Here is a 12,085-nt window from a genome sequence, read left to right on the forward strand (position 1 = left end):
CAGCGCTGGCCTTTTTTATCTGGATACGTTATGACTCAAAATAAGTCGGTAGTGGCACCTTTGTCTGCATCAAAGAGTGCCACTGATGTGATATTAAGAATTGAAAAAGTTTCTAAAGTGTTCGATGGCTGCCGCGCGGTTGATGAAGTGTCGTTATCGATTGAACGTGGTGAAATTTTTGCTTTATTAGGCGGCTCAGGCTCAGGTAAAACTACCTTGCTGCGTATGCTTGCCGGGTTTGAACAACCCACCGAAGGGCGCATTTTTTTAGACGGTCAAGACATTACCGATCTTCCTCCTTATGAGCGTCCTATCAACATGATGTTCCAGTCGTATGCGTTATTTCCCCATATGACGGTGGAGCAAAATATTGCCTTTGGCCTAAAGCAAGATAAGTTGCCCAAAGCGCAAATTACTGCCCGCGTGCAAGAAATGCTAAAACTGGTGCGCATGGAGCAGTTTGCCAAACGTAAACCGCATCAATTATCTGGTGGTCAACGCCAACGTGTCGCCTTAGCGCGATCGCTCGCGAAACGCCCTAAATTATTATTGTTAGATGAGCCCATGGGCGCGCTTGATAAAAAACTGCGCACCGAAATGCAGCTTGAAGTGGTTGAAATTCTTGAACGTGTTGGCGTGACCTGCGTGATGGTGACTCATGACCAAGAAGAAGCCATGACGATGGCGGGGCGCATGTCCATCATGAGCGATGGCTGGGTAATGCAAACCGGCACGCCGCAAGATATTTACGAAAGTCCGAACAGTCGCATGGTGGCCGAATTTATTGGTTCAGTGAACATGTTTGCTGGCGAGATTATTGAAGACATGGCCGATCACGTGATTATTCAATCACCAGCGTTAGCGCAGCCATTTTATCTTGGCCATGGTATCACCACTCAGCTGGACGACAGGCAAGTGTGGGTAGCGGTGCGCCCAGAAAAAACCTTAGTGAGTAAAACTAAGCCCGAGCAAGACTATAACTGGGCCGAAGGCATAGTCCATGATATCGCCTACCTTGGCGGTATTTCTGTGTACTACATTCGCTTGGCTCATGGCCAGTTAGTGCAATGCTCTATGCTCAACCGTGAGCGCGGCGCTGACCAACCTACTTGGGATGATAACGTCTATATCAGCTGGGATGACACTAGCGCCGTGGTACTTAATTCATGATGGCGCCGCGTGAACTTAGGCGTTTAGGGCAACTGGTCGCGGTGGGCTTGCCTTACCTGTGGCTAGTGTTATTTTTTGCCTTGCCCTTTGCCATAGTAGTCAAAATCAGTTTTTCATCGGCGGCCATGGCCATTCCGCCTTATGAGCCCATGTTCAGCTTTATGGATGACATACTGACTGCGAGCATGAATCTTGGCAATTATCTGCTGCTACTGGATGACAGCCTCTATGTTGAGGCCTATTTTGGCTCGATTAAGATGGCTTTCATTGCCACGCTCGGCTGCCTGTTACTGGGTTATCCGATGGCATACGCCATCGCCAAAACTTCGCCGCAGCGCCAAGCCATGTTATTGCTGCTGGTGATGCTGCCTAGTTGGACTTCATTTTTAATCCGCATTTATGCGTGGATGGGGTTACTTAGCCACAACGGCTTAATCAATCAGGTATTGCTGTATCTTGGCGCGATTTCAGAACCGTTAGACATCTTAAATACCGATATTGCCGTGTATATCGGCATGATTTACGCGTATCTGCCGTTTATGATTTTGCCTTTGTACGCCAATTTGGCGCGTCAAGATAAGAGTCTATTGGAAGCCGCAGCCGACCTTGGCGCCCATAAGTTCACTAGCTTTTGGCAAGTGACTTGGCCGTTATCCTTAGGCGGCGTTATGGCTGGGTGTTTATTGGTATTTATTCCGGCCATTGGTGAGTTTGTTATTCCTGAATTACTCGGCGGCCCCGATTCTTTGATGATAGGTAAAGTCTTGTGGCAAGAGTTCTTTAACAACCGAGATTGGCCGGTGGCATCGGCGTTGGCGGTAGTTATGTTGTTCTTATTAGCCATTCCTATTGCTTGCTTTAATCACTATCAAGCTAAGAGTTTGGAGGCTAAGTCATGAAGCGCGTGAGTGTATCTACCTTAGGCTTAATTGGCGGCGTGATTTTTTTATATGCGCCCTTGTTTATCTTAGTATTCTACTCCTTTAATGCCTCGAAATTAGTGACCATTTGGGGCGGTTTTTCGGTTAAATGGTATGGCGAGTTATTTCGGGATCAGCAGATTTTAGATGCTGTGTGGACAAGCTTAGTCATCGCCTTTAACTCTGCGACCATGGCCGTAATTTTAGGCACGCTGGCTGCTATGGTGATGACGCGTTATCGCACTTCTCGGGTAAAAACCAGTATTTCAGCCATGATTACTGCGCCTTTGGTGATGCCAGAAGTGATTACCGGTTTATCGCTATTGCTACTCTTTGTGCATATGGCGGACTTTGTAGGTTGGCCGCTGGAGCGCGGGCGCTTAACTATTTGGATTGCGCATTCCACCTTTAGCGCCGCGTATGTGGCCGTGGTTGTGTCGTCGCGTTTGCGTGAGCTTGACCGCTCCATTGAAGAAGCGGCCATGGATTTGGGCGCCACACCTATGAAGACCTTTATGCTCATCACAGTGCCCATGATAGCGCCATCGCTATTAGCCGGCTGGTTACTGGCATTTAGCTTATCCCTTGATGACTTAGTGATAGCAAGCTTTACCTCAGGCCCTGGCGCTACCACTTTGCCTATGGTGGTATTTTCGTCGGTGCGAATGGGGGTTACGCCTAAAATCAATGCATTAGCTACGTTAATCATATTAACGGTGGCGCTGATTGCCTTAATAAGCTGGTTTGTGATGCGTCGCAACCAACAGCGTATGCTCGCGCAGCAGTCATAGCTCGCGGTTATATAGTAAACAGACAGGAGCTTAGGCTCCTATCTTTGTTTGCGCTGTATAAAAAATGTGCTTATAACCATTTTTGGGGGAAGTTCACTGTTTAAAGATTAAACACAAATAAAGATAATTAAAAAATAACGGTGAACTTAGTGTAAGATCTGAGTTTTTATTGGTTATATCGCTAAATTTTTAAATAATTATCACCATAAGCTGTCTTTTTCTGATGAAAAGCTATTTTTTGGCGTTTTGCGGGTATGGTGCACAGTTAACGCCATGGGTGAATGTTATGGTTACTCCAATACAAAAATAAGCTATCGACGATGAGATAACTTTGGGAGTAAGCATGATAAACAAGAGTTTTTTTAAAAACATAGGCGTGCAAGTTGTGATCGCCATGATAATCGGCGCGGCAGTAGGCATGATGATGGGCGACAGCGCCTCTATGTTTGCTCCGCTAGGTACGATTTTCATCAGCCTAGTTAAGATGCTAGTGATCCCTCTGGTATTAGTTTCCATTGTTGCTGGCGCCGCGAGTTTAGGTAACAGCCCATCTGCCGGTAAAATTGGCATAGGCTCCTTTGGCTTCTTTCTCGTCACTTCTGGCATAGCTGTTACTTTAGCCTTAGTCATGGGCTCAGTATTTAAGCCTGGTAGCGGCGTAGATTTCGCCGGTCACGGTCAAGACTTAATGACAGTCACTGCCGAGCAAGGCACAGTGCCGGGTGTGGTTGATACCTTAATCGGTATGATCCCAACTAACGTGTTTGAATCCTTATATGGCGGCAACATACTGCAAATTTTAGTTTTCAGTATCTTCTTTGGTATTGCCCTGACCAAAGTGAAAGGCGATGGCGCTAAGCCGCTGATTAATGGCTTAAACACTACCGTGGAAGCCTTTGTGTGGATGATTAACTGCGTCATGATTATTGCGCCTATTGGTGTGTTTGGTTTGATGGCCGACTCTGTAGGTACCTTTGGTTTCCAAGCGTTAGAAGTGGTGTTTAAGTTATTTGCTGTGTTTGTGGCGGCGATTCTGATTTATGGCTTTATCTTCTTCCCATTAATGGTGCAGTGTTTCTCTAAAGTTACCGCCCGTCAGTTTATCTCGGCCATGAAAAAGCCGCAGGTTATGGCATTATCAACCGCATCATCTATGGCTACTTTGCCTGTTAACATGGAAACCTGTGAAGAAGAGCTTGGCGTTTCTAAAGCGACCACCGCCTTTGTGCTGCCTCTTGGCGCCACCATTAACATGAGTGGTAACGCCATTTACTACGGCTTAGTGGCTATGTTCTTTGCGCAGATGTACAACATTGATTTAACCATGACCGCTTATATTGCGATTATCTTTACGTCAACCTTAGGCGCTATTGGTCAAGCTGGCGTACCTGGCCCGTCATTCTTAGTGGTCGCGGTATTGCTTGCAGCAGGCATTCCGATTGATGGCTTACCATTACTGTTCGCGTTAGATAGAGTGTTTGACATGATTAGAACCTCACTCAACATTACTGGTGATGCGGCGTGCGCCATTGTGATGGATAGATATAGCCCTGAAAAACTAGAGTTATACGCAGCTAAAGCGTAAATCTACTGAGGTAATCAAATAAAAACGGCAAGCCTAGGCTTGCCGTTTTTTTTGTCAGTAAGAAATTAGCTGCTGGCGTTAAGCTAATTGCGCCATGACAGCGTTGAATTTTTCCTGCCATTCTGGCTGTGTTGGTTGTCCCGCTTCTACATCAAAGTTGTCATAAAAGGCCGGTAATGACAGTTGCGATTTAATCACGCCGCCAAAGTAACCCATGGAGTTCATGGCTGAGCTGAGCACGCTGGCAGCCCCCGCTGGGCCTGGCGATGTGGCCAGTAGCACCATAGGCTTACCTTGAAACACTTTCATATTGATACGCGATGTCCAATCAAACAGATTTTTATAGGCGGCAGTGTAGCTGCCATTATGTTCTGCAAAGGAAATCACTATGGCATCAGCGTTTCCAAGCTTAGCGTAAAAGGCTTTAGCGGCATCAGGCTGGCCAATTTCTTTTTCTTTATCTTCGCTAAAAAGTGGCAGCTCAAAATCATTTAAATCGAGTAATTCCACCTCGGCGCCGGTCACTAAGTGGGCGGCGTAATTCGCCAGTTGTTTATTAATGGAGTGACGACTGCTGCTAGCGCCGAATGCGATTATTTTCATGGGTTATTCCTTGGGCTGTGAGAGAAATGACATCTAAGGTTAAGCTTAATCTATAGTCACGAGGCTATGCTTGGCAATCAAAGCGGTGCTAATGCTAGGAGTTTTATCTGGCTTGGGTATTTAAGCGCTGGCGTCTAAGTTTCTTGTGGGGGATTAACCCATTCGGGACATAACCCGAATGGGTTGGTAATGAACTATGGGCTTAGCCGTAATGGGCGCCATTGTCATAGTAATCACTTGGGGTGAGCTTAGTGAAAATCACCGCAACATCTTGCTCTGGCTTATTCATGGCAGTACGCACTAATTGAGTCACAGTTTTTGCTATCTCATCTTGTACTTGTTGGCCACGGTCAAAATACAGCACTTCAATAAAAGGATAAGCGGCAATAGCTTGGCCTTCTGCAAAAAAGCTGGCAGGAATATGCTCGATAGTAAAATGCGCGCGCGGACTATTCATCAGCTCACCTAAGGCATCTACCAGTGGGGTCGATAAGGCTTGCACTTGCTCAGCTGTCATGGCGCGGCAACGAAAATGCGGCATAAGAATTCTCTTCAAAAGTTAATGAGTCGCTATTCTAATCCCCAGTTGGCTGACTGCCAACTTTTGCGCGGCAAAGCGTTAGTTGGACGTGATTGAAAAACAAGCTATCTTGCTAGATTAAGTAAATGTAATCTTTGAACTTTGTGGCCTGTGAGCAAAATTAGCTACACTCACGCGCTTTGATGACACACTTGGCTTTGTTGGTGGTGTAAGTGCTTAGATATAAGCCTTTGGATTTAAGCGCTTGGATTTAAGTCATGGGCACTAACATTGAATCAAGCATAAATGATGTGGCATTACCCTCTACTCGGCCTTAGGCCATTGAGCGAAAGGATAGTCAATGACGAAATCACGTTTTGGTCACCAAGGCCTAGCCTCGGGATATATAGCGGTAATGTGGCTGTTACTGCTGTTAGTGCCGCTGGGTTTACTGTGGCAGCAAACCCAATTGTTCCCTTTGCTCGATCTTAAAGACTGGCCGGCGCAGGCGTTGTATTGGATCACTTGGTCAGGGACTACGCCTTATGGCATAGGTACTATCGTGTTGGTGCTGATGGTCAGTGCAATGCGCTTAACTCGGCCCATGTGGATATCGTTATTGTTAGCGGTCGCCATCAGTCAGGCGGTTGGCATTGGCTTAAATCATGAATTAAAACTGCATTTTAAAGAGCCGCGCCCCAATTTAAGCTGGTTTGTCGATCGTGATGAAATGGATGCAGACTTTTTTTATGAGCAAAGCTTAGCGCAGCGCACCGACATGCTCGCCAATGCCATCGCTACCCATGCGCGGCAATTGCCTATGTCAGAGCGGATAGCGAGCCAGTGGCGCGAAGAAGTGGGTTATTCATTCCCCTCGGGTCACACTCAATTTGCGGTGTCATTTAGCTTAATCGTTTGTTTTTATTTAGTGGCGTCAGGCTTAGTCGTGCTACCTATGATATTAAGTTTATGGGCCGTGCTTATGGGCTTGAGCCGGATGTTATTGGGCTTACATTGGCCGGTGGATGTACTCGGTTCCACCTTGATTGGCGGCGCGCTGGCTGTGAGTTGCATTTTGCTGGTAAACGTAAGTCGGCGTTTTTGGATTAAAAAACTGCCCGCGCGTGAATCTTAGAGCGGATAGTCGCCAATATGCGTTAATCCGTGAGTTTAAGGGCGCCCGAATGAGGCGCCTTTTATATTTAACGACTGGCCCAGGGATTAACGCCCGCGGCAAACAATCGGTCGCTAATTTAGTTGCCTTGCTGATTTTTTGGTCAAGGTCGCCAAGTCTTATGCTTATAAGTGCAAAAAAGCGATCCAGCTAAAAGAACCCAATAGATTAACCCAATACAATGCCCGCATTAACTAAGAATAATTTTCATTAACGATTGCGGGTGTCTATTTCATGAATAAGTTGTCCTTGAGCATACTAGCCTTAGCTATCGCTCAAACGTTAAATCTTCAAGCTCACGCTGCCAGCGTTGCCGCTGCTGAACCTACTGAAAAATCAGCGAAGAATGATCACCAAGTTCAAGAAGTCATAGTGGTTTCTGGCTCGCGTATGGAGCAGAAGATTGAGCAAGTAGCAGGCTCAATCTTGGTGATTGACGAAGACGAAATTAACAACAACATGAGTAATGATTTCGGTAGTGTTTTTCGCAATCAATCATCGGTAGCGGTTAAGGGCGGGGCGGGTAAATCCACCTCTATCACTATTCGCGGCATTGGTGGCAATCGCGTGATGATGGTTAAAGATGGCGTGCGGGTAAATAACCAATACGCCTCTCCGCTCGGCCCTGGCGCTGAAGGTACGGGTCGCGGCTTAACGGAAGTACAAAGCTTAAAGCAAGTAGAAGTGGTAAAAGCTGCAGCCTCAACCATGTATGGCTCAGATGCGCTCGGCGGCGTTGTCGTCATGCGCACTAAAGATGCGGCTGATTACCTGTTAGGTGAAGACTACTATGTGTCGATGAACGCAGGCTACGCCGGTATCAACAATGAATACACCGCAGGTTTTACTAGCGCCGCAGCTTACGGCAACTTTGAAAATTTACTGAGTTATCAGCACCGTAAAGGTGAAGAGCTGCCAAACTATTTTGACACTCAGTCAGACAGTGACTTAGTGCAAGACAGTGTACTGTTTAAGAGCAAGTACTACTTTAACGATTACACCTCAGTGCAGCTGACGCTTGATTATTTAGAGCAGACCTTAAAGCGCTGGGAATATGAGTTTGATAAAAAAGGCGCCCTTGATGAAGGCGTTGATACTGTGCGTGATACTGAAGTGATTAATGGTGCGCTGCAATTAGTGTCCAGTAAACCGACGGCAATGCACGATACGCTAACAGTGACTGCTTATTTTGGTAAAACCGAGCAGCTCGAGCACAGAGACATGTTTGATACTGGGAGTAGATACCGCCCAGTGGAATATAGCCTAGGTGAAATGCGTGATTATACCTTTGAAGATCAACGTATAGGCCTAAACTCAACCTTTAGTAAGTATGTTGGCAGCGCCAATTATGGTCACCAAATCACTTATGGTCTCGACTATGAGTTTTCAACGATGAGCCGTCATCGTGAAGTTGAAAACGTCAGAAACGGTAAAGTTACCAATCCTTTCACTTTTGCCGATACCGATAGTCAGCGTCTCGGGGTATTTGTGCAAGACGATGTCACTATGCTTAATGGTGATTTAAACCTGATTGGTGGTCTGCGTTACGATTATTTCCGTAATACACCTGACCAACAGCAAGCCGTTGATGCTGAAAAAGATGCGGCCGATTTCCAAGCCATGAGTGATAACTTCTGGTCACCAAAATTAGGTTTGGTCTATAAGTTGTCAGATTCTGTCAGCATCTATGGCCAGTATGCCTATGGCTACAAGATGCCAACCCCAGATCAAAAATGGGGTGAGTTGGAAGTTGATGCGGGCGGTATGACTAACGTCTTTATCGAAGCCAACTACGACTTGAAATCAGAACAGTCACATACTTGGGAAATCGGGGTGCGCGGTAGCCACACTGATACTCAGTATGAATTAACAACTTTCTACACTTTGGCTCAAGACTTTATCGATTGGCAATATGTGAGCTTCACACCGGGTATGCCGATGGAGTTCAAATATCAGTACTATAACCGCGATGAAGTTAACCTTTATGGCGCTGAAGCGCAGATTAATCACTGGCTGACCGATGATCTTGAACTGTGGGGGAATATTTCATATACCCATGGTATTGATGAGAACGGTGAGCATCTTAACAGTGTGAGCCCTCTGAAGGGGAATGTGGGGGTTAACTGGTATCAAGATATCGCCGGTATGGAAGGCCAATTTGGTGGTGTGGTTCGCTTTGCAGATCACATGAACCGTACTTTTGATATCGATTTAGCGGAAACTGATATCTGTATGATGGGTATTTGTATTCCTAAAGAAGATTTTAACGAAGTGTATAACACCTCAGGATACGCAGTCGTTGATTTAACCTTTGGCTTACGCATCAATGCAAGCTGGAACTTACGCGCCGGCGTTTATAACGTATTTGATAAAGAATATGTGGATTACGCTGATGTGGCTGGTCAGTCTGCCTTCCTGATGTCTTCTATGGGCGCTGAGTATGAAGACTTTACTCAACCGGGTCGCTATTTTAACGTCAGTGTTAACTACAAGTTTTAATTAGTCGTTATCTAATAACAACGCCCGCAATAAGCGGGCGTTGTTGTTATGAGGATTTAAGCCGCCAGCGTTTACTGAGTAAATGGCCAAATTGAAACAGGCCTAAACCCACCACCACAAAGCTCGCACCTAACAATAACTGTGAGGTGAGTGGCTCATGGTTTAAGAGACTGCCGAGCATAATGGCAAAGACCGGGGTTATTAGCGTCACTAAGGTCACTGTGCTGGCGGGTAAGTGCTGCAAAATATAAAAATAGGCAATAAAGCCCACTAACGATCCAAAAATCCCTAAGTATACAATCGCCCATAGCGAGCGGTTATTGATATCAAGGGTGGGTATGGAGGCATCAAATAGCAGGGCAGCCAGCATAAAAAACGGTAGAGAACAGCCAAGGGAGCCAACCGTTGTGGCTAATGGGTGAATATGCACCTTAATGGTTTTTATCAACACGCCGCTTAAGCTAAATAAACTCATGGCGCATAGCACTAAAGCCACGCCAATTAAGCTGCCTTGAGAGTTTGCCACATTGGCTAAACACACTATCCCAAGCCCCACAAAGGCAATAAAAAATGCCAGCAATTTTAATGGGCTAAAGCCTGCTTCTTGTAAAATCCACTGTGATAATAACCCCGACATTAATGGCGATAATCCAAAAATCAGCGACATAGTGCCAGAGGGCAAATAAAGCGCCGCAAAGTAACTGAGTAACATGCCGCCGACTATGCCTATGGTGGAATAGCCATAGAGCTGCAATGCCTGCTTATTGATGGGCAGGCGAATGCGCAGCACCACTAACAGCAGCCCGCCTAAGATAAAGGCGATTAGCATGCGTAGTAGTACTGCCATTGTCGGATGGACTTGTTCACTGCTCCAGACAATCCCAAGGGGGGTGGTTGACCAGACAATAATGCCAATGACAAACGCTATGGGTACAGCTTTTGGCAGACCCGCTGCTGGCGAGGGTGACTGTATTGAGGGTTGCGGCTGTGGCGTACTTAGTGACATGAATTTCCTTGTTCATTAACTTTGCGCACTTTGTCTAATCAGACATCATGCCATAAGTCGTAACTATCATCAGTTGTAACTAACATAAAAATACCTAGTATAAAAAAATACCGAGCACTAATGCTCGGTATTAAATCGTTAGCTCAGTATTCGTTGGGCGACTCTTACTTAACTCGTGTTAGCCCGTGAACTTTTGCATAAAGCCTGACACTGAATAGAGCGAACCTGCGGCCATTAAGGCAACCACTATCATGCCCATTACCGTTAAATATTTAGGGTGCTGATAATCGCCAATTATGTCTTTGCGAGTGCTAGCAATTAAGATGACGCTGAGCACTATCGGTAAAATCAAACTGTTAACTAATCCCGCTAACATCAAGAGCAACAAAGGTAAATCAACCGCTAAGGTGGCTAAGGTTGTCAGCACAATAAAGCCTAAGCAGTATTGGCGCTCATGGCGGGCAATGGCTGGCACTAAGGTCTTAATCAGTGAAATCGCCATGTAAGAATTACCAACCACTGAGGTAATAGCAGCCACAAACAAGACTAAGCCAAAGATATGGTAGCCAAGTTGGCCAGCGCCTTGTAAAAAGGCGTCAGCGGCAGGGTTCTTCATATCCAAAGTCACGCCTTTCACTATCACGCCTAATACCGCTAAAAACAGCAGCACTCGAATCACCACGGCAATGCCAATCCCCATCCACGCGGCTTGTTTGATGGATTGAATAGCATCTTTGCCTTTAAAGCCTAAGTCCACCATGCGCTGAGCGCCGGTATAATAACCACCAACCGCGCCGCCAACGATAGTTAAGGTCGGTAAAAATAGACTGCTGAAATCTGAAGGGGAAACGGCGGCGATTAAGGTTGGCACTATCGGCGCTTGAGTGGTCAAGGCGACATAAGCAATCAGGACTATCATCAGCATGCCTAAATAGCGCGCCATTCTATCCATTTGTTTGGCGGCGTGATGAGCTACAAACAGCAAACAACCTAAAGCGCCTGTGATTAAGGTGCCCCAAAAGGTGTCTATACCGGTTAATACTTGAATGCCCATGGCTGAGCCGCTGATATTACCAAAGTTAAAGGCGACCGCGCCTAATGCCAGTAATGAGCCAATCCCATAACCAAGCCCTGGGGTGACCTTATTGGCGATATCTTGAATGCGCAGCCCAGAAACTCCGACTACGCGCCATAAGTTCATCACAATCACGAAGGTCAAAAAGACGGAGGCTAAGATAGGAAAAGCCATGTCCATTTGATAAATGCTGGTAAACACTGTGGTTTGTGTCAGAAATCCTGGCCCTACCGAAGTAGTTGCCATTAAGCATGCCAAGCTAATTAATGCCGTTTTTTGAGGTAAAGCAGTAGGCGCGAGTGCTGAGACTGGCGGGGTATGAGCTAAGGCAGAAGATGAGCTGTGCATGTATGGTCCTGAAATTAGTGTTTCTTCTTTTAGAAAAAAAAGAAACCCAACTGACAGGATCAGTTACGGCTAAGATGTTTATCGATTTGCTTGCGGGTAAACAGGCGCAATATAGGATTGAATTAGCTTTAGATCCAGTTATTTATGATTTTAACGCGCCGCAGTGTGATCAATGTCTTGCTGTGGCTCATTAATGCGTTATTGGTGTGGTTGGTGTTTTTGTGGGAGTGATCTCAATTTTTTGTCGATTAGCAGCGCTGTTGTTGAGGATGTGAGGCATATATAGCAATAATGCTAATATTGCCCGCCTAATTATCGGCAAGTTTGCGTTATTTATCAGTATCAGCGCTAAAATCCTTAGCCATAACTGGAGTTGTTAGTAAGCACGCAGCTA

Annotated in this window: 11 protein-coding genes; 7 read left to right on the forward strand and 4 right to left on the reverse strand. The window is 46.0% G+C overall.

Going from position 1 to position 12,085, the window contains the following annotated elements; genetic code table 11:
- Positions 1 to 30: 30 nt before the first annotated feature.
- From potA to AC1HDP_RS16980, 4 genes are all read left to right on the forward strand, one after another.
- The gene (gene potA / locus AC1HDP_RS16965) at positions 31 to 1,170 is read left to right on the forward strand and encodes a polyamine ABC transporter ATP-binding protein (protein ID WP_140931383.1); all 1,140 of its coding nucleotides are present in this window, start codon (positions 31 to 33) and stop codon (positions 1,168 to 1,170) included.
- Entirely contained in the window at positions 1,167 to 2,069 is a 903-nt protein-coding gene (locus AC1HDP_RS16970) for an ABC transporter permease subunit (RefSeq protein WP_479639659.1), read from the forward strand. The genes potA and AC1HDP_RS16970 overlap by 4 nt, the downstream gene beginning before the upstream one ends.
- On the forward strand, positions 2,066 to 2,881 hold the full coding sequence (locus AC1HDP_RS16975; RefSeq protein ID WP_479639660.1) for an ABC transporter permease subunit: 816 nt from the start codon (positions 2,066 to 2,068) through the stop codon (positions 2,879 to 2,881). The genes AC1HDP_RS16970 and AC1HDP_RS16975 overlap by 4 nt, the downstream gene beginning before the upstream one ends.
- A 343-nt stretch (positions 2,882 to 3,224) precedes the next feature.
- Positions 3,225 to 4,466, forward strand: a complete 1,242-nt coding sequence (locus AC1HDP_RS16980; RefSeq protein WP_140931393.1) for a dicarboxylate/amino acid:cation symporter — start codon at positions 3,225 to 3,227, stop codon at positions 4,464 to 4,466.
- A 78-nt stretch (positions 4,467 to 4,544) separates the two neighbouring features.
- On the opposite strand, the gene AC1HDP_RS16985 is transcribed toward AC1HDP_RS16980, so the two are convergent.
- Together AC1HDP_RS16985 and AC1HDP_RS16990 are read right to left on the reverse strand one after the other, a co-directional pair.
- Positions 4,545 to 5,069 carry an NADPH-dependent FMN reductase gene (locus tag AC1HDP_RS16985; RefSeq protein WP_479639661.1) on the reverse strand — a complete coding sequence of 175 codons (525 nt, stop codon included), beginning with the start codon at positions 5,067 to 5,069 and terminating at the stop codon, positions 4,545 to 4,547.
- Between the two features lie 202 nt (positions 5,070 to 5,271).
- On the reverse strand, positions 5,272 to 5,610 hold the full coding sequence (locus AC1HDP_RS16990; RefSeq protein WP_479639662.1) for a DUF1904 family protein: 339 nt from the start codon (positions 5,608 to 5,610) through the stop codon (positions 5,272 to 5,274).
- Between the two features lie 340 nt (positions 5,611 to 5,950).
- On the opposite strand from AC1HDP_RS16990, the gene AC1HDP_RS16995 reads away from it, so the two are divergent.
- Positions 5,951 to 6,724 carry a phosphatase PAP2 family protein gene (locus AC1HDP_RS16995; protein WP_479639663.1) on the forward strand — a complete coding sequence of 258 codons (774 nt, stop codon included), beginning with the start codon at positions 5,951 to 5,953 and terminating at the stop codon, positions 6,722 to 6,724.
- 273 nt (positions 6,725 to 6,997) lie between these two features.
- Complete coding sequence (locus AC1HDP_RS17000) at positions 6,998 to 9,262, forward strand: TonB-dependent hemoglobin/transferrin/lactoferrin family receptor (protein WP_479639664.1); 2,265 nt, start codon at positions 6,998 to 7,000, stop codon at positions 9,260 to 9,262.
- Between the two features lie 46 nt (positions 9,263 to 9,308).
- Here AC1HDP_RS17000 and AC1HDP_RS17005 read toward each other — a convergent pair whose 3' ends face one another.
- Positions 9,309 to 10,268 carry a DMT family transporter gene (locus AC1HDP_RS17005; protein ID WP_479639665.1) on the reverse strand — a complete coding sequence of 320 codons (960 nt, stop codon included), beginning with the start codon at positions 10,266 to 10,268 and terminating at the stop codon, positions 9,309 to 9,311.
- 178 nt (positions 10,269 to 10,446) lie between these two features.
- Positions 10,447 to 11,691 carry an NRAMP family divalent metal transporter gene (locus AC1HDP_RS17010; RefSeq protein WP_479639666.1) on the reverse strand — a complete coding sequence of 415 codons (1,245 nt, stop codon included), beginning with the start codon at positions 11,689 to 11,691 and terminating at the stop codon, positions 10,447 to 10,449.
- A 2-nt stretch (positions 11,692 to 11,693) separates the two neighbouring features.
- On the opposite strand from AC1HDP_RS17010, the gene AC1HDP_RS17015 reads away from it, so the two are divergent.
- Positions 11,694 to 11,885 (forward strand): hypothetical protein, encoded by a 192-nt coding sequence (locus AC1HDP_RS17015; protein WP_479639667.1) that lies wholly within the window; start codon positions 11,694 to 11,696, stop codon positions 11,883 to 11,885.
- The last annotated feature ends 200 nt before the right edge of the window (positions 11,886 to 12,085 follow it).

Source organism: Shewanella sp. ISS20 (assembly GCF_056522965.1).